The sequence below is a fragment of the Agrobacterium sp. a22-2 genome (assembly GCF_012276985.1).
Taxonomy (GTDB): Bacteria; Pseudomonadota; Alphaproteobacteria; order Rhizobiales; family Rhizobiaceae; genus Allorhizobium.
The window spans coordinates 45048-62437 of sequence record NZ_JAAXMM010000013.1 but is presented as its reverse complement, the minus strand read 5'-3'; the positions used below and the strand labels follow the sequence as shown (position 1 = coordinate 62437).

At 64.3% G+C, this 17390-nt stretch carries 14 protein-coding genes; 11 read left to right on the top strand and 3 right to left on the bottom strand.

Translation table 11 applies throughout. From position 1 onward, the window contains the following. Window positions 1-49: 49 nt before the first annotated feature. From HFC70_RS19620 to HFC70_RS19610, 3 genes are read left to right on the top strand one after another with little or no spacing between them, the layout of a single operon-like run. A complete protein-coding gene (locus HFC70_RS19620) occupies window positions 50-1978 on the top strand; it encodes a pseudouridine synthase (RefSeq protein ID WP_168474988.1) in 1929 nt (642 codons plus the stop codon). Between the two features lie 6 nt (window positions 1979-1984). Beyond that, complete coding sequence (gene rsmD, locus HFC70_RS19615) at window positions 1985-2545, top strand: 16S rRNA (guanine(966)-N(2))-methyltransferase RsmD (RefSeq protein ID WP_168474987.1); 561 nt, start codon at window positions 1985-1987, stop codon at window positions 2543-2545. A 27-nt stretch (window positions 2546-2572) separates the two neighbouring features. Further along, window positions 2573-3460 (top strand): patatin-like phospholipase family protein, encoded by an 888-nt coding sequence (locus tag HFC70_RS19610; protein WP_168474986.1) that lies wholly within the window; start codon window positions 2573-2575, stop codon window positions 3458-3460. A 9-nt stretch (window positions 3461-3469) separates the two neighbouring features. Here HFC70_RS19610 and HFC70_RS19605 read toward each other — a convergent pair whose 3' ends face one another. After that, entirely contained in the window at window positions 3470-5275 is a 1806-nt protein-coding gene (locus HFC70_RS19605) for a monovalent cation:proton antiporter-2 (CPA2) family protein (protein WP_168474985.1), read from the bottom strand. Between the two features lie 114 nt (window positions 5276-5389). Here HFC70_RS19605 and HFC70_RS19600 point away from each other — a divergent pair, with 114 nt between their 5' ends. The 6 genes from HFC70_RS19600 to lpxK all read left to right on the top strand — a co-directional run bounded on the left by HFC70_RS19600 (window position 5390) and on the right by lpxK (window position 11275). Further along, the gene (locus HFC70_RS19600; protein WP_168474984.1) at window positions 5390-6736 is read left to right on the top strand and encodes a TldD/PmbA family protein; all 1347 of its coding nucleotides are present in this window, start codon (window positions 5390-5392) and stop codon (window positions 6734-6736) included. 39 nt (window positions 6737-6775) lie between these two features. Beyond that, window positions 6776-7582: a 3'(2'),5'-bisphosphate nucleotidase CysQ gene (locus HFC70_RS19595; protein ID WP_168474983.1), complete on the top strand. Its 807-nt coding sequence runs from the start codon at window positions 6776-6778 to the stop codon at window positions 7580-7582. Between the two features lie 60 nt (window positions 7583-7642). Further along, window positions 7643-7894: a DUF4170 domain-containing protein gene (locus HFC70_RS19590; RefSeq protein WP_168474982.1), complete on the top strand. Its 252-nt coding sequence runs from the start codon at window positions 7643-7645 to the stop codon at window positions 7892-7894. A 152-nt stretch (window positions 7895-8046) separates the two neighbouring features. Next, entirely contained in the window at window positions 8047-9360 is a 1314-nt protein-coding gene (waaA, locus tag HFC70_RS19585; RefSeq protein WP_168474981.1) for a lipid IV(A) 3-deoxy-D-manno-octulosonic acid transferase, read from the top strand. Further along, complete coding sequence (locus HFC70_RS19580; RefSeq protein ID WP_168474980.1) at window positions 9357-10088, top strand: HAD family hydrolase; 732 nt, start codon at window positions 9357-9359, stop codon at window positions 10086-10088. Before waaA ends, HFC70_RS19580 begins: the two co-directional genes overlap by 4 nt. A 140-nt stretch (window positions 10089-10228) precedes the next feature. Beyond that, on the top strand, window positions 10229-11275 hold the full coding sequence (lpxK, locus tag HFC70_RS19575; protein WP_168474979.1) for a tetraacyldisaccharide 4'-kinase: 1047 nt from the start codon (window positions 10229-10231) through the stop codon (window positions 11273-11275). A 286-nt stretch (window positions 11276-11561) separates the two neighbouring features. On the opposite strand, the gene HFC70_RS19570 is transcribed toward lpxK, so the two are convergent. Continuing rightward, entirely contained in the window at window positions 11562-11795 is a 234-nt protein-coding gene (locus tag HFC70_RS19570) for a DUF2093 domain-containing protein (RefSeq protein WP_168474978.1), read from the bottom strand. A 63-nt stretch (window positions 11796-11858) separates the two neighbouring features. Then, window positions 11859-13667 carry a DNA mismatch repair endonuclease MutL gene (mutL, locus tag HFC70_RS19565; protein WP_168474977.1) on the bottom strand — a complete coding sequence of 603 codons (1809 nt, stop codon included), beginning with the start codon at window positions 13665-13667 and terminating at the stop codon, window positions 11859-11861. 370 nt (window positions 13668-14037) lie between these two features. Between mutL and HFC70_RS19560 the strand changes: the two genes are divergently transcribed. Both HFC70_RS19560 and HFC70_RS19555 read left to right on the top strand, forming a co-directional pair. Beyond that, window positions 14038-15711 carry a response regulator gene (locus tag HFC70_RS19560; RefSeq protein ID WP_168474976.1) on the top strand — a complete coding sequence of 558 codons (1674 nt, stop codon included), beginning with the start codon at window positions 14038-14040 and terminating at the stop codon, window positions 15709-15711. Window positions 15712-15841: 130 nt separating this feature from the next. Further along, window positions 15842-17203, top strand: coding sequence for a bifunctional diguanylate cyclase/phosphodiesterase (locus HFC70_RS19555; RefSeq protein WP_168474975.1), 1362 nt, complete (start codon window positions 15842-15844; stop codon window positions 17201-17203). The last annotated feature ends 187 nt before the right edge of the window (window positions 17204-17390 follow it).

The window sequence follows — 17390 nt, the reverse complement described above, 5'->3', positions numbered from 1 at the left end:
CCCTTGCCGCGCGAACTGATACGACACGCCAAACGACAGGCAAACAAAAATGACATCCAAAGACAAGCCCACGCGACCCGCCGGCAAGCCGTTCGATCGCGACAGAAAGCCGTCCCCGGCGAAATCGCCACGGACGGCGGACAAATCCGCGTCGGAAGCGCCCCGCAAGCGGGCCGAGCCCTCGACCTCGGGCGAAGACGCCATGAAGCCGGAGCGCATCTCCAAACTGCTCGCCCGCGTCGGCGTGGCCTCGCGCCGCGATATCGAGCGCATGATCATGGAAGGTCGCGTCAAGCTGAACGGCAAGGTGCTTGATACCCCGGTGGTCAACGTCACGATGGCCGACAAGATCGAGGTTGACGAAGTTGCCATCCGCGGTATCGAGCGCACGCGCCTGTGGCTCTACCACAAGCCGGCCGGCCTGGTGACCACCAATTCCGATCCGGAAGGCCGCCAGACCGTATTCGACAACCTGCCGGACGAGTTGCCGCGCGTCATGTCGATCGGCCGTCTCGACATCAACACCGAAGGCCTGCTGCTGCTGACCAATGACGGCGGCCTTGCCCGCGTTCTCGAACTGCCGACCACCGGCTGGCTGCGCCGCTATCGCGTCCGCGCCTATGGCGAGATCGATCAGGCCGGCCTCGACAAGCTGAAGGACGGCATTGCCGTCGACGGTGTGCTGTACGGCTCCATCGAGGCGACGCTCGACCGCACCCAGGGCCACAATGTGTGGATCACCATGGGCCTGCGCGAAGGCAAGAACCGCGAAATCAAGAACGTGCTCGGCGCGCTGGGTCTCGAGGTCAACCGCCTGATCCGCATTTCCTACGGTCCGTTCCAGCTCGGCGACCTGCCCGAGACCAAGGTCGTCGAAGTGCGCGGCCGCATGCTGCGCGACCAGCTCGGGCCTCGCCTGATCGAGGATTCCAAGGCCAATTTCGACGCGCCGATCTTCACCAATTCGCCCGACGACGAGGAAGAAGAAGCAACTGCCAAGCCCTCGCAGCGCGCGCCTGAGCGCGCCGAACGGCCAAAGTGGAGCAAGCCGGAAGACAAGCGCGAACGGGCGCTTGGCCGTCTCGACACCCGCCGCGACGACACCAAGACACGGCCCCCGCGCAGCGGTGAGCGCGACGGCGACCGCAAGGGCGCATCCTTCGGCGCCGACCGTCCAAGCCGTCCGCCCATGGGCAAGTCCCGCACCGCCAATGTCTGGATGGCGCCCGGCGCTCGTCCGGTCTCGGAAAAGACAGCCGCCAAGAAGGACGAGACCGAGAAGCGTACGCCGCGGCCCCGGCCGGAAGGTGCGCCGCAGACCAAGCGCTACGGTCGCAGCAAGGACGGCACGCCGACCAAGAGCTTCAAGAAATTCGATCCGGATCGCAGCTCAGGCGGCGCGGGCTTTGCCCGTCCCGATCCAGGTCCGCGCGTCGTGGTCAATCGGGCAGCCGAAGACCGCGACTGGATCCGCGCCGACGGCCCGGACACCAGCAAGCCACGCGGCGACGGCGAAGGCTTCGGCCACAAGAAATCCTTCGGCGACCGTCCGCCGCGCGATGACCGCCCGCGCGAAGCCCGCTCGTTTGGCGACAGGCCGCGCAGTGATCGGCCGAGAGACGACAGGCCACGCAGCGACCGTCCACGGGATGACCGGCCGCGCGAAGACCGGCCACGGGGCGAAAAGACCTGGGGCGACAAGCCGCGCGGCGATCGCTCGGCCGATAGCCGGCCCGCCGGCGGCAAGCCCTATGGCAAGCCGGCTGGCGCACGCGCTTTCGGCGACAAGCCGGCCGGTGCAAAACCCTTCGGGGCAAAGCCCGGCGGCGGAAAGTCGTTCGGCGGCAAGCCTGGCGGATCCAAGCCCGGTGGGGCGAAACCGGGCGGTGCACGGCCCTATTCGGGCCGGCCGAGCAGTGATCGACCAGGCGGCGGTAAGCCATCCGGTCCGCGCGGCGGCGGCAAGGGCAGGGGCTGACGCGCAATGCGGATCGTCGGCGGTGAATTTCGCGGCCGGCCTTTGGCCGCGCCAAAATCCAACGCTATCCGGCCGACCATCGACCGGACGCGCGAGAGCCTGTTCAACATCCTGACCCATGCCCATCCGGACTGTCTGGATGGTACGCGGGTGCTCGATCTGTTTGCCGGCACCGGCGCAGTCGGGCTCGAGGCCCTGTCGCGCGGCTGCCGGTCGGCGCTGTTCGTCGAAAACAGCGTCGAGGGCCGCAGCCTGCTGTGGGAGAACATCGACAGCCTCGGCCTGCATGGCCGGGCGCGCATCCTGCGCCGCGACGCCACGTCGCTGGGCAGCAGCAACACCATCGAGCCCTTCCATCTGCTGTTTGCCGATCCGCCCTACGGCCAGGGCCTTGGCGAAAAGGCCTTTGCAGCAGCCCATGAGGGCGGCTGGCTGGTTCAGGGTGCGCTGGCCATTCTCGAAGAGCGCGCCGATGTCATCGTCCAGGTCGACCGCAATTTCACCTTGCTGGAAGATCGCCTGTTCGGTGACACGAAAATGTACTTCTTTTCCTATAGGCCAGTTTGACATCCTTCGATTGAAAGTTCGTCAGACATGCAAGATGCAAGAGCCTCCACTGCCGCCGCCCTGGTGCGCTCCGACCGATCCGAGCCCACGGTCGCCGTGGCCTTCGGCGCCGGCGGTGCCCGTGGCTTCGCCCATATCCATGTCATCGAGGTTCTGAACGAACTGGGCATCGAGCCGGTGGCCATTGCCGGCTCGTCGATCGGTGCCATCATGGGGGCGGGCATGGCGGCCGGCATGAGCGGCGCGGAAATCCGCGATTATGCGCTGGAAACGGTCGGCAAGCGGGCGACGGTCGCCAACCGGCTGTGGAGCCTCGGCCCCAACACCATGCGCGACAAGCTCGGCGGCTTCCGTCTTGGCCAGTTCAATCTGGAACGCATCCTCAAGGCCTTCCTGCCGCCGCAGATCCCGGCCGAATTCTCCGGGCTGAAGATCCCGCTGAAAGTGATGGCCACCGACTATTACGGACAGGCCGAGGTGGTCTGCGAAGAGGGCGATCTCAACGAGGCGCTGGCGGCATCGGCGGCCATTCCCGCCCTGTTCATGCCGGTCAAGCTGCATGGGCGGATCATGATCGACGGCGGCATCTTCAATCCTGTCCCTTACGAGCATCTGCTCGGCCTTGCCGATATCGTCATCGGCATCGACGTGGTCGGAGCGCCGGATGGCGATGGCCAGAACGTGCCGGCCCGTTTCGACAGCCTGTTCGGCGCCTCGCAACTGATGATGCAGTCCCATATTGCCCTGAAATTGAAGCTCGGCGCGCCGGCCATCTTCCTTCGCCCCGCCGTCAATGGCTTCGGCGTGCTGGATTTCCTCAAAGCGCGCCAGATCCTCGATCATTCCGAAGGGGTCAAGGACGACCTCAAGCACGCCCTCGACGCGCAATTCGCGCTGCTGTCGAAGATGGATTGATGTCAGCTTCTAAACGCCTTCCGCCGTGTCCTCGCTGGCTTCCTCGACCGGAGCGGCACCGCGCTTCGGCTTCATCAGCGGTTCCGGCCTGACCGGCCGGTTGTGCAGCATGTGCCGGCCGGCGGCAAGTCCGTCCACCGCCTGGATCTGCAACCGTTCCTCGTCGCGCCGGCGGATATCGCCGCTGATGGCGATGGCCCTGTCTTCAGCCACCCCGAGCGCCTCGATGGTCTTCTGGCCGAACAGCAGGCCGGATTCCAGCGTTTCCCGGAGCTCGTATTCGACATTGCGGGCCCGGAGCGACAGGCTGTGGATGCGGTCGTAAGCGCGCACGAACAGGCGCGCTTCGGGAAACTCGGCGGCCACCAGATCGACGATGCGGTCGGTCACCTCCCGTTTCTGGGTGCAGACCGCGACGATCTTCGCCCGCTCTATGCCGGCCGCCCGCAGCACGTCGAGCCGAGTGCCATCGCCGAAATAGATGCGGAAGCCGAAGTTCGCCGCCTGTCGGATGCGGTCGGCGCTGTCGTCGATGATCGTCACCTCGCGGCCGCTCGCCAGAAGGATCTGCGCGGCGATCTGCGCAAAACGCGAAAAGCCGATCATCAGCACGTCGGCGCCGGCTCCTTCGAAATCCTCGTCCAGTTCCTCGCGGCTTTCGCTCGACATGACCCGCGAGGCAAGGGCCGCCGCGATCGGCGTCAGCGCCATGGTCAGCGTCACGATGGAGATCAGCAGCGAGGCCGTGCCGGTAGAAAACACGCCCGATGCGACGGCGGTCGTGAACAGCACGAAGCCGAACTCGCCGCCCTGCGGCAGAAGGGCGGCAATCCGGATGGCGTCGTCATGGGGAGATCCGGCCAAACGGCAGATGACATAGATGATGGCGGCCTTGATGGCCATCACGGTCGGAACGGCAATCAGGATGAACATCAGGTTCTCGACGATCACATCAAGCTCGACGGACAGTCCCACGGCCATGAAGAACAACGCCAGCAGAATGCCGCGGAACGGTTCGATATCCGCCTCGAGCTCGTGGCGATAGGAGGATTCGGCCAGCATCACGCCCGACAGAAAGGCGCCCATCGCCATCGACATGCCGCTGGCCTGCATCAGCATGGCCGAACCGAGCACGATGAACAGCGCGGCGGCGATCATCACCTCCCGCGCCCCGGTACGGGCGATGATCTGGAACATCGGTGTCAGCAGGTAGCGCCCCACCATCACCATGCCGAACACGGTGGCGGCGGCAATCGCAATGTCGATCAGCACCGATCCGGCCTGTGGATCCTGCCGATTGCCGAGAATAGTCACCATGGCCAGAAGCGGCACGATGGCGAGATCCTGCAGCAGCAGGATGGAAAACGAGCGCTGGCCATAGCGGCTGTTGAGGTCGGCCCGGTCGTTGAGGATCTGCAGGGCAAAGGCCGTCGACGACAGCGCCAGGCCGAAGCCGGCCACCAGTCCGCTGCGCCAGTCGGCAAGGCCGGTCGCCACCGCAGCACCGGTCAGGGCAAGCCCGCTCAGCACGACCTGCGCGGTTCCCAGCCCGAAAATATCGGCCCGCATGTGCCAGAGCCTTGATGGTTTCAGCTCCAGCCCGATGACGAACAGCAGGAACACCACGCCCAGTTCGGCAACCGACAGGATCTCCTCGCCATCGGTGATGAGATTGAGAATCGGGCCGATGATCACGCCGGCGGCCAGATAGCCCAGCACCGTTCCCAGCCCCAGCTTGCGGAAAATCGGTGCCGCGACCACGGCGCCGCCCAGCAGCAGCAATGTCTCGGCGTAAAGCAGATTCGGCGTGGTCATCGCGAAAATGCCCTCCCTTTGGCGTTTCTGGCGGGGATTGCCGGGAATCGGCGGGCCTGCCCTTGATGCATTGTGTAATGCACAATAAATGGAGCCGGAATGAAAGGCCAAGCCATGTCTTCACAAATCGATTCCGCCAATCTTTTATCCCGTGCCAATGAATTGGTCGAGCTGGCCCGCAAGGCCGGTGCCGATCGCGCCGATGCCGTGGTGGTGCGGTCGCGCTCCCATTCCGTCAGCGTCCGTCTCGGCAAGGTCGAGTCGACCGACGCCTCGGAAAGCGACGACTTTTCGCTGCGGGTGTTCATCGGCAACCAGGTCGCCAGCGTCTCGGCCAATCCGGGCTTCGATCTCAAGGTGCTGGCCGAACGGGCCGTCGCCATGGCCAAGGCCTCACCGGAAGATCCCTATGCCGGGCTGGCCGATGAAGCCGACCTTGCGCAGACCTATCCCGATCTCGACCTCTACGATGCCACCGAAGTCTCGAGCGACCAGCTGCGCGAGGCCGCCTTGGCAGCCGAAGCCGCAGCGCTTGCCGTGTCTGGCGTCACCAATTCGGCCGGCGCCGGTGCCTCCGCCGGCATGGGCGGAATGGTTCTGGTCACCTCGCACGGCTTTGCCGGCAGCTATGCCGGCTCGCGTTTCGGCCGTTCGGCCGGCGTCATTGCCGGCGAGGGCACGCGCATGGAGCGCGACCACGATTACGACAGCCGCCTGTTCTTCGCCGACCTCGATGCATCAGAGGATATCGGCCGCCGCGCCGGCGAACGGGCCGTGCGCCGGCTCAACCCGCGCCAGGCGGAAACCGGCCGCAACGTGACGGTGGTCTTCGACCCCCGCGTGTCGCGCGGCTTTGTCGGCCATATCGCCGGTGCGATCAACGGCGCGTCCGTCGCCCGCAAGACGTCGTTCCTGCGCGACCGCATGGGCACACAGGTGCTGAAGGCTGGCCTCAACGTGACCGACGATCCGCTGAAGGTCCGCGGCTCCTCGTCTCGTCCCTTCGACGGCGAAGGCGTTTCCGGCCACAAGTTGGCGATGATCGAGGATGGCGTGCTGAACCATTGGTTCCTGTCGTCGTCCGCGGCCCGTGAGCTTGGCCTGAAAACCAACGGCCGCGGCGCCCGCGGCGGCACCTCCGTCTCGCCGTCTTCGACCAACCTGGAGCTGGAACCCGGCACAGTAACGCCGGAAGAGTTGATCCGCAGCATCGGCACCGGCTTTTACGTCACCGAGCTGATCGGCCACGGCGTCGACATGATCACCGGCGACTATAGCCGCGGCGCTTCCGGCTTCTGGATCGAGAACGGCGAGCTTGCCTATCCCGTGTCGGAAGTCACCATCGCCTCGAATCTGAAGGAGATGTTCCTGCAGATGACGCCTGCCAGTGACATCGACCGCAAGTATGGCGTGGCAGCGCCCACCATCGCCATCGAAGGAATGACGCTCGCCGGTCGTTAAGGCCGCGGCGACGTGAACAGAAAGGTCTCGTAACAGCGGATGTCGGCAGACTCACCCTTCGATTGGCAGAGTGATCTCGAACTGATCGCCGATGCGGCACGGGTTGCGGGCGATATCGCCTTGACTTTTTTTGGCCAATCTCCGGAAGTCTGGTGGAAAAACGAAGGCCGTTCGCCCGTCAGTGCGGCGGATTATGCCGCCAACAAGAGCCTTGAAGAACGCCTGCGCATGGCCCGGCCCGGCTACGGCTGGCTGTCGGAGGAAACCGATGACGATCCGTCACGGCTCGCTTGCGAGACATTGTTCGTGGTCGATCCGATCGATGGCACGCGGGCGTTCATCGCCGGGGAAAAGACCTGGTGCGTCAGCGTCGCGGTCGTGCACAAGGGCCGGCCGGTGGCCGGCGTGCTCGTGGCGCCGGCGCTGCACGAAGTCTTTGCGGCGGTGGTCGGCGGCGCGGTTTTGAAGAATGGCGCGCCGATTTCCGTGTCGAAGCCGGCGCCGGACGACCGCCTACGGCTCGCCACCCCCATGGATCTGATCGATGTGCTGGAAAAGCCCTATCGCGATCGGCTCGACCGGGTGAAGCATGTACCGTCGCTCGCCTACCGGCTGGCCATGGTCGCCGATGGCCGCATCGATGCGACGCTGGTCAAGCAGAACTCCCATGACTGGGACCTGGCCGCTGCCGACCTGATCCTTGAGCAGGCCGGTGGAAGCCTCGTCGACATGGACGGGCAAGCCCTGTCCTACAATCGCCCGACCGTGCAGCACGGCCTGCTGTGCGCCTGTGCCGCATCCGTCCTGCCGGATCTGTTGCAGCACATGTCGGCCGCCGCCGGTTGACCTTTTCACCGAAATCAAGCAGATGAAAGCTTGGATAGAATTTATACGGAACGCAATGAAATGACCGATTCCAGCGATAAAAAGCAGCTTCTTCATCTGGTCTTCGGCGGTGAGCTTTCCAGCCTGGAAGACGTCCAGTTCCGCGATGTCAGCAAGCTCGATCTCGTCGGCATGTATCCCGATTATGCCAGCGCCCTGGTGGCTTGGAAAAGTAAGGCCCAGCAGACCGTGGACAACGCGCATATGCGCTATTTCATCGTCCACATGCACCGCCTGCTGACTCCCGGCGAACAGACCATCGTCAAGGATTGATCGAGGCCTCGGCCCCGGTGACGGCATGCTGGCAGCACGGTCGCGGTATTATTTTGAACGCATTTATGAAGCAAAAACGATTTTAATCTGCCAGCCTGATCGAAAGGGCAAAGGGCGTTGATAAACAACATGAAGAACCGGACCGGAGCAAAATGAGCGGATTGGCACGGGTTGCTCTTGCGACATATCGCTGGGCGGGTCTGGTGGCATACCCTCTTGCGGTGCCGTTTTTGGCGATCCGCGCCGCCAAGGGCAAGGAAGACCGTGCCCGAAGGCTCGAGCGCTTCGGCCATCCGGCCGCCGATCGCCCGCAGGGGCCGCTCGTCTGGGTGCATGCCGCCAGCGTCGGCGAGATGATTGCCGTGATCCCGCTGATGCGCGAACTGCGCCGCCGCGACATCAATGTCCTGTTGACCACCGGCACGGTGACGTCGGCCGAACTGGTGCGCTTCCGCCTGGATGGCGACATCATCCATCAATATGTGCCGATCGACGTGAAGCCGGCGATCAGCCGTTTTCTCGCCTATTGGCAGCCCGATATCGCCATCACGGTGGAATCGGAAATCTGGCCGGCGACGCTGATGGAGCTTCGCGATCGCCACATTCCCCATATCCTGGTCAATGCCCGCATCTCGGACCGCTCCTACGATCGCTGGCGTGGTCACCTGTCGATCGCCGAGGCTCTGTTCGGCAAGCTGGCACTGGTCGTTGCCCAGTCGGATCTCGACGCGGAACGGTTCCGCGATCTTGGCGCCTGGCCGGTGATCGTGTCGGGCAATATCAAGGTCGATACCGATGCGCCGCCCTGCGACGCGGCTGTCCTGACCCAGTACCGCCGGCAGATCGGCGATCGCAACACCTGGGCGGCCATCTCCACCTTCGAGGGTGAGGAAAAGGTGGCGATGATGGTGCATCGCGCCGTCAAGGCCCATACCGGCATGCTGACCATCGTCGTGCCGCGCCATCCCGAGCGTTGCGACGAGATCGAGGCGATGATGATTGAAAAGGGCTTGAAGGTGGCGCGCCGCACCCGCAACGATCCGATCACCCCGGAGACCGACATCCTGCTCGGCGACACGATCGGCGAAATGGGACTTTATCTGCGCCTGACGGAAATCGCCTTCGTTGGCCGCTCGATGCACGGCAAGGGTGGCCAGAACCCGCTGGAGCCCGCCATGCTTGGCTGTGCCGTGCTGACCGGGCCGAATGTCGAGAATTTCCGCGAGAGCTATCAGAAGCTCGTCAAGGGCGGCAGTGCCCGCGTCGTGCGCGATGCGGAAATGCTGGCCAAGGCCGTGCATTTCCTGACCGGTAACCACCTGGCCCGCCAGAAAATGGTCGATGCCGGCGTCGAAAGCGTCCAGCAGATGCGCGGCGCCCTGTCGGCCACGATCAAGGGCCTTGAGCCCTATATCAACCCGCTGACCGTCAAGGCCCGGCTGGAACCGAGGGCCGCGCGCGGATGAGCGGCATCGAGCAGAGCGCCGACCGCTCAACTCCTGCTATCGCCGGAATTCTCTTCGACAAGGACGGCACGCTGCTCGACTACGACGAGAGCTGGGCGCCGGTGAACCGCCAACTGGCGCTGATGGCGGCCGATGGCGATACGGTGCTGGCCGACCGCCTGCTGTCGGCCTGCGGCATGGACCCGGAAAGCGGCTATGTCGTGCCCGACAGCCTGCTGGCCGCCGGCAATTCGCGCGAGATCGCCGAAGGCCTGGCCTCGGCCGGTTCGCCGTTTGATGCCGAGACCCTGGCCGAGCGGCTCGACCATATCTTTGCGTCCGCTTCCGACATGTCCGTGCCCGTCACCGATCTGGCCGTGCTGTTCGAGCGGCTGACCGGCCTCGGGTTTCGGCTCGGCATTGCCTCCAGCGACAATGAGCGGTCGATCCGCAACATCGTCCGGCGCTTCGGGCTGGAGAGCTTCGTCGAGTTCGTCGCCGGTTACGACAGCGGCCACGGCGTCAAGCCGGAGCCAGGCATGGTCCTGGCCTTCTGCCGGGCGACGGGGCTGGAGCCGCACCAGGTGGCGGTGGTCGGCGACAACAATCACGATCTGCACATGGGCCGCAATGCCGGCGCCGGCCTGACCGTTGCGGTGCTGACCGGCACCGGCTCCCGCCTGACGCTGGAACCGGCCAGCGACTTCTGCCTGAACGATATCACCGAGCTTGAGCGGGTCCTGCGATAGGGTCATTCCAGAAACGGTGCGGTGCGGTTTGCGTCCCGAATTGCCCAGGGCCGGCGGCTACCCTCTGTTGGAAGGGTGGATCAGCTGCCTGTTCCGTTATATGACACTGACCGAATACTGGCCGGAGGGGATGCCAAGCGATGATTTCGGAAGCGCCGCCGTTCTGGTGGAGAAAGGCGGACTGGCGCGCCTGGCTGCTGTCGCCGCTCTCCTTCGTCTACGGGCGGGTCGCCGGTTACCGGATGGTGAAAGGCAATCGCCATGCGGTTAGCGTGCCGGTCGTCTGCGTCGGCAATTTCACCGTCGGCGGTGCCGGCAAGACGCCCACCGCACTGACGCTGGCCCGCGCCGCCAAGGCCAAAGGCCTGAAGCCCGGTTTCCTCAGCCGCGGCTACGGCGGTCTTCTGGATGTCACGACCGTCGTCGACCCTGATCATCACCGCGCTGCGGATGTCGGCGATGAGCCGCTGTTGCTCGCCCGAGAGGCGCTCACCGTCATTTCCCGCCGCCGCACCGCCGGCGCTGACCGCCTCGTCAAGGAAGGCGCCGATATCATCATCATGGATGATGGCTTTCAGAGCGCCCGGCTGGTGATCGATTATGCCCTGGTGGTGATCGACACCATGCGCGGTATCGGCAATGGCCATATCGTCCCGGGCGGCCCGGTGCGCGCCCCGCTGCGCCGCCAGATGGCTTGCCTGTCGGCCATTCTGAAGGTCGGCAACGGCAATGCCGCCGACAAACTGGTGCGCCAGGCGGCAAGGGCCGGCAAGACGGTGTTCGTCGCCACCCTTGAGCCGCGCGACAGCGCCGACCTTAAGGGCGTCAGGGTCATGGCCTTCGCCGGCATTGCCGATCCGGCCAAGTTCCACCGCACCCTGGAAAGCCTCGGTGCCGATATCGCCGCCCATCGCTCGTTCGGCGATCATCAGCATCTGAGCGAGGACGAGATCGCCGAGCTTCTGGACTATTCCGCCGAGCACGACCTGACGCTGGTGACCACCGCCAAGGATTTCGTGCGTCTCAAGGGCGCCCATGGCCGCGCCGGTGAACTCATCGCCCGCTGCCGGGTGGTCGAGGTGGAGATGGTCTTTGACGATCGCCACGCGCCGGACGCCATTCTCGACCGCGCCATCGAAGCCTGTCGCGCCCGCCGCCTGCGGACGTCTGCCAAAGTTTCCAGTTGATCGGCTGATCTTAGAGGCAGGGCAACGGCATGAAAAAAGACCCTCTCTGGCCTGCCGGCGTTCGTCACTGAAATCGATTCACTGGATCGATTGCTCCGCTGCGCGGACCGTTCCTCAACCCTCACAAGGGGCGAGAAGACCCGGACGAACCCACTCGCTTTTATCCATAGAAGGTGCGGCTGGGTTAAGCCCTTCCCCTTGTGGGGAGTGTTTGGGAGGGGATTTTCTGGTCAACAGCCAAGCCGCTTTGCCCTAGCTCAGGACTCGACCAGACCCCAGCCGCCGATCAGCGCGGCTGTTGCGAGGGCAGGGCGCCGGCGCGTTTTTCCGCCTCGAACGAGGCCAAGGCGTCGGCATAGGGTTCCTGGCGGGCGACGCTCCAGTATTTCAGCTCGTCGATCAGGATCGGCTTGCCGGTCATGGCGCAGACGACATAGGAGCCGGGCGACAGGATCTGGAAGTCGGCATCGAGATACCTGACCTTCGCCTCGCGGTTGCCGCCGCCTTCAAACCGGTTCATATCTTGCTCCTGCTGCCGTCATCAGACTGCAATAAACGTTGGCGCTGCGGATTTCCAGAAATTTCAGCTGCGGCCGAACAGCCGCTCGATGTCGGACAGCTTCAGCTCCACATAGGTCGGCCGGCCGTGGTTGCACTGGCCGGAGCCCGGCGTCTGCTCCATCTGCCGCAGCAGCGCGTTCATCTCCTCGACCCGCAGGATGCGGCCGGAGCGCACCGAGCCGTGGCAGGCCATGGTGGCGGCGACATATTCGAGCTTGGCCGACAGGCCGCCCGCCGTATCCCATTCGGCAATCTCGTCGGCCAGTTGCCGCAGCAGGCCCTGCACGTCGACCTCGCCCAGCATGGCCGGCGTCTCGCGAACGGCAATGGCGCCGGGACCGAACCGCTCGATGGCAAGCCCCATCTGCTCGAAGCTCTCGGCATGACCCATCAGCCGGTCGCAATCCTCCTCGGCCAAGTCGACGATCTCGGGGATCAGCAATCCCTGCGACGGCAGCCGCCGTCCGGTCAGCGCCTTGCGCATGTCCTCGAACACCAACCGTTCGTGGGCGGCATGCTGGTCGACGATGACAAGGCCGTCGCCGGTCTGCGCGACGATATAGTTGGAATGAACCTGCGCGCGGGCAGCCCCCAGCGGATACTGCTGTCCCGGCTCGCTGCGCGACGGCTCGGGGCTCGTCACGCTCTCGGTGCGCGCCGTCGGCATCGCCATGGTCTCGAAGCCGGCCTGCTGCGCCTCACCGAAGCCCGCAGTCGGCGTGGCGGAAAACGGTCGGTAGGGTGACGTGGCGGCATTCCAGCCTGCCGCGTCCGGTCGCGCACTCGGCTGGAAGCCGGGGCGGAAGGCGCGCAGCATGCCGCCGGCGCCGGTGGTCGAGGCGCGGTCGCCTTCGCGGTTGAGCGCCTCGCGCACCGCGCCGACGATCAGGCCGCGAATGAGGCCGGGGTCGCGAAACCGGACATCCGATTTGGCCGGGTGCACGTTGACGTCGACCAGCGCCGGATCAAGCGTGATCGACAGCACCGCGACCGGAAAGCGCCCGTGCGGCACGGTCTCGGCATAGGCGCCGCGCAGCGCCGAGAGGATCAGCTTGTCCTGCACCGGCCGGCCGTTGACGAAGGCATATTGATGGGCCGAATTGCCGCGGTTGAAGGTCGGAATGCCGGCAAAGCCGCCGAGCGCCACATCCTCGCGCACCGCATCGAGCGCGATCGCATTGTCGCGGAAATCGGCGCCCAGCACCTGCGCGATGCGGGCCAGGTGATCGTCGCCGGTTGCCGGGAATTCCAGCGTCGAGCGGTCGCTGCCCGACAGCACGAAACGGATCTGCGGAAAGGCGATCGCCATGCGCTTGACCACTTCGGTGATCGCCGCACTTTCCGCCTTTTCGGTTTTCAGGAATTTCAGCCGCGCCGGCGTCGCGAAGAACAGGTCGCGCACCTCGACCATGGTGCCGGGATTGGCCGCCACCGGCCGAACCGGCGTCAGCCGGCCGCCTTCGACGGCGATCTGCGCCCCGCCGGCACTGTCGGCACGGCGGGTAGAAATGGACAGCTTGGCGACGGAACCGATCGAGGGCAGGGCCTCGCCACGAAAACCGAGGCTCCTGATATCGCTGAGCGAGGACGAGAGTTTCGACGTGCAATGGCGCCGGACCGACAGTTCAAGGTCCGCCTCGCTCATGCCCGATCCGTTGTCGATCACCCGCAGCAGGCTTTTGCCCCCGCCTGACGTGGCGATCTCGATACGGCTGGCGCCGGCGTCTATGGCGTTTTCGATCAATTCCTTCACTGCGCTGGCCGGTCGTTCGATGACCTCGCCGGCAGCGATCTGGTTGATCAGGGTCTCGGGCAGTTGTTTGATGTTCATCCCGCCATTTTCCCGGATTCGGCCCGCCATGGAAAGGGCGAACTGAGGCAGGCTGGTATTTATTCGCGCTGCAAATTCCGGTTGTTTGCCATTAAGATCGCCTTAAGGGAAACCCGCTAATTTGACCCTTAACTTGAAATGATCATGTAATTGAAGCTGATAACCGGTGGTTTGTGACGGCAGGCTGGAAGCCGTCACGCAAATTGACAGCCGCTTTGTTGCATCAAGTTCGGCATCCAGCATGTTTTCTGGTCTGCAAGCTATGCATGGGGCTGCAAGCGGTAACGCGCCTGCACGGGTCGTTTGAGGCGGTATTGTGAGAGAATTTGCACCGGCCTCGGCAGAGGGAAGGCTTGACGGGAGCCTGTTGATGGATGAAACGCCGTCAATCGACACAGCCATCCAACCGGCTCTGCTGGATGCGGTTTGCGATGCGCTCTCCTCGGCCATCATCGTCTATGACAAGAACGACCAGATCCTCTACGCCAATCGCCTCGCCCTCCATTATTTTCCGGTTCCCGCAGCCTTCCTGACGGCCGGTACGCGCCTGCGCGATTTTCTGGGCGCCGTCTACGATCACGCCATCCGCAAGAGCTTCGCCGCCTCGGGCAACCCTTTGCCCGGCCGCGAGGAATGGCTGGCCGAGCGCATTGCCGCCCATTGGCGCGAACGGTCCGAGACGCAGGAGCGCGACCAGCGCGGCCGCTGGATCCGGCTCGCCAAGCGGCGCCTGCCATCCGGCTACGGCATTTGCGTGGTCACCGACATTAGCGATCAGAAGAAGCGCGAGGAGCAATGGCGCGCCGATCTGGAGCGCGTCCAGCTGACCGAGGAGATCCTCGACAATCTTCCGCATCCGATCTTCGTCAAGGATCGCAACTTCAACATGGTTGCCGTCAACAAGCTGCTCTGCACCCTGCTGGGCGCCGGTGCCGAGGCCATTCTCGGTCGCTCCGGCGCCGAAGTGTTCGATGCGGATCTCGCCGCCCGGCTTGAGATGGCCGACCGGCATGTTCTCGATACCGGCGTGCCGGCCCTGTCGATCGAGCATCTGAGGGGTCGCGACGGCGGGCAAAGACAGGTCATCGTGCGCAGCCAGCGCGTCGGCAAGCCGGGCCGGTATTTCCTGGTCACCAGCATCGACGAGGTCAGGGAGCATTCGTCTGCCGATGGCCGCCCTGCTGTCCCATCCTCGATCGCCAATCCGTCGCTGCAGGACCTCTCACCGGTCCGTGCCATGGACGAACGCAGATTGCCGCGGCCGTCCATGGGCTTTTCCGGGCGCAAGGTGCTGCTTGTCACCGCCGATGCCGATTTTGAAGCCAAGAGCCTCAAGGTCCTGACCCGCCTTGGCATCGATTCCTGTTCGGTGCGCAGCGAAGTCGAGCAGCAGGCCTTCTTAAGCGTCGCCAAGTCCGTCGATGTCGCTCTCGATCTCGTGGTCGTCGACAATCAGATGGACCTCGCCTGCCTTGAGCTTGCCGAACAATATGGTATCGACGTCCTGACGCTGGACGCCTTTCAGCTCGACACGGATCTTGCCTTCCTGGTCAGCGAACACCTGAGCAAGACCGAAGGGACCCAACTGCCGACGGCCGATGACTGGGAAATCTCCACCGGTGCCGACACGCCGGCCCCGGCAGGGGCGGAGGGTATCGAGGTGCTGGTGGTCGAGGACAACGAGATCAACCAGATCGTCTTCTCGCAGATCCTCGAAGGCCTCGGCCGCCGTTACCGGATCGCCGCAACGGGTAGCGAGGCCCTGCGGCTTTGGGAAGAGCTTCAGCCGCCCCTGATGCTGCTCGATGTCTCCTTGCCCGATATCAACGGCATGGAGGTCTGCCGCACCATTCGCGAGCAGGAGAAGCACACCGGGCGTCAAACCCCGATCGTCGGCGTGCTCGTTCCGGCTTTCGATCACGATCGGGCCAGATGCCTGGCGGCCGGAATGAACGATGTCATCCTGAAGCCGCTGAGCCCGGACGCCATCGAAATCCTTCTCGACCGGTTCCTGCAGGCCGAAGGTTTCGGCCTCGCGCCCTGACAAAACACTGTCAACCCCCTAATTCACGGGTTAGAACCTGTAGTCAAGGCTACGGAATTGCTATGATTTTTTTAAGATTTCATGCCCATCCTTCATCCATGAGATATTGATTTATTTTTAGGATTGATGAATGGGCCCCGCTGAATCGACAGTGCCGCCAGCCAGCCAGAATGAGCTGCAGGCAATGGCCTATACCGATCAGCTCACCGGACTCGGCAATCGCTATCGCCTGCGCGACAAGATCCGCTCGCTGGCCGCAGAGCGCGCCAGCGACCCCGCTCCCTTCACTGTCGCCTTGGCCAATCTCGATGGTTTCAAGCCGATCAATGACCTGTTCGGCACGATGGCCGGCGATGAAATCCTCTGCCAGGTCGCTCATCGCCTGAAGGCCTGCATTCCCGATGGCGCCACCGTCACCCGCCATGACGGCGACGAATTCGCCATCATCCTGCCCTTGGTGTTCGAGCGCGTCGGCGCCGAGCGCATCGGTCAGATGATCAAGGACGTGCTGTCTGCGCCTTATGATCTCGGCGACCGCAATGTGCGCCTGTCGGCGTCGCTTGGCTTTTCGATCTATCCGTTTGCCGGTGCCGATTTCGATGAGCTGATGAAGAGTGCCGAAACGGCTCTCTATCGCTCGAAGCGCCGCGGACGCGGCCAGATCACCATTTATTCCCGCGAGATCGCCCAGGAAATGAAACGGGCGACCCAGATCGAGCAGGCCCTGCGCAACGCCATCATTGCCGATGCCGTCGATGTGCATTTCCAGCCCATCGTGCAATTGCGCGATGGCCGGGTCGTCGGCTTCGAGGCGCTGGCCCGCTGGATCGATCCCGATCTCGGGTCGGTATCGCCTGCGGTGTTCGTGCCGCTGGCTGAAGAGCGCGGCTTCATCGATACTCTCTCCGAGACGCTGCTACGCAAGGCCGCCGAAGCGACACTGGCCTGGCCGCGCGAGCTGTTCCTGTCCTTCAATCTCTCATCGGCGCAGCTGATGGACCCCTGCACGACGGCCAATACCCTGGCAATCCTCAATGGCGTCGGCTTCGATCCGCGGCGGCTGGAGCTGGAGATTACGGAGACCGCCGTGATGACCTCGGCCGAGACGGCCTCGCGCATCATCTCGGAATTGCGCGCCGCTGGCGTGCGGATTTCGCTCGACGATTTCGGCACCGGCCAGTCGAGCCTTGGCCGGCTGCGCGACTTCGCCTTCGACAAGGTCAAGATCGATCGTGCCTTCGTCTCGGCGATCACCAAGGATCGCGCCTCCGAGCATATCATCAAGGCGATCGTCACCATGTGCGACGGCCTCGAACTGGAGGTCGTGGCTGAAGGCATCGAGACGGCCGCCGAGGCGGAAAAGCTGAAGGCGCTTGGCTGCGGCATGGGGCAGGGCTATTACTACGGCAAGCCGGTCGATGCGGCAGCAACCTTGCGCTACCTCAGCAACCACTACCACGAATTCGCCGTGGTCGACCGGGCCAGCGCCTGAACCTGTCATCCCGCGGCGCATCGCACCCTTCACGATCGCCGCTGCTGCAACGCAGACACGCTCTTCAAAAAACGACGCGGACCGGACAGGCCTCGCCGCCTCTGGATATAGCCAGAGGCCGGCACGTGCCCGATGATGCGCTTTTGAACGGCGCACCCTGACCGATCATGGGTTGCCTGGAAAAGGA

Bases quoted from the DNA above. Each gene is read 5' to 3' on its own strand.
- HFC70_RS19620 (WP_168474988.1), top strand. From the start codon at position 50: ATGACATCCAAAGACAAGCCCACGCGACCCGCCGGCAAGCCGTTCGAT.
- rsmD (WP_168474987.1), top strand. From the start codon at position 1,985: ATGCGGATCGTCGGCGGTGAATTTCGCGGCCGGCCTTTGGCCGCGCCA.
- HFC70_RS19610 (WP_168474986.1), top strand. From the start codon at position 2,573: ATGCAAGATGCAAGAGCCTCCACTGCCGCCGCCCTGGTGCGCTCCGAC.
- HFC70_RS19605 (WP_168474985.1), bottom strand. From the start codon at position 5,275: ATGACCACGCCGAATCTGCTTTACGCCGAGACATTGCTGCTGCTGGGC.
- HFC70_RS19600 (WP_168474984.1), top strand. From the start codon at position 5,390: ATGTCTTCACAAATCGATTCCGCCAATCTTTTATCCCGTGCCAATGAA.
- HFC70_RS19595 (WP_168474983.1), top strand. From the start codon at position 6,776: ATGTCGGCAGACTCACCCTTCGATTGGCAGAGTGATCTCGAACTGATC.
- HFC70_RS19590 (WP_168474982.1), top strand. From the start codon at position 7,643: ATGACCGATTCCAGCGATAAAAAGCAGCTTCTTCATCTGGTCTTCGGC.
- waaA (WP_168474981.1), top strand. From the start codon at position 8,047: ATGAGCGGATTGGCACGGGTTGCTCTTGCGACATATCGCTGGGCGGGT.
- HFC70_RS19580 (WP_168474980.1), top strand. From the start codon at position 9,357: ATGAGCGGCATCGAGCAGAGCGCCGACCGCTCAACTCCTGCTATCGCC.
- lpxK (WP_168474979.1), top strand. From the start codon at position 10,229: ATGATTTCGGAAGCGCCGCCGTTCTGGTGGAGAAAGGCGGACTGGCGC.
- HFC70_RS19570 (WP_168474978.1), bottom strand. From the start codon at position 11,795: ATGAACCGGTTTGAAGGCGGCGGCAACCGCGAGGCGAAGGTCAGGTAT.
- mutL (WP_168474977.1), bottom strand. From the start codon at position 13,667: ATGAACATCAAACAACTGCCCGAGACCCTGATCAACCAGATCGCTGCC.
- HFC70_RS19560 (WP_168474976.1), top strand. From the start codon at position 14,038: ATGGATGAAACGCCGTCAATCGACACAGCCATCCAACCGGCTCTGCTG.
- HFC70_RS19555 (WP_168474975.1), top strand. From the start codon at position 15,842: ATGGGCCCCGCTGAATCGACAGTGCCGCCAGCCAGCCAGAATGAGCTG.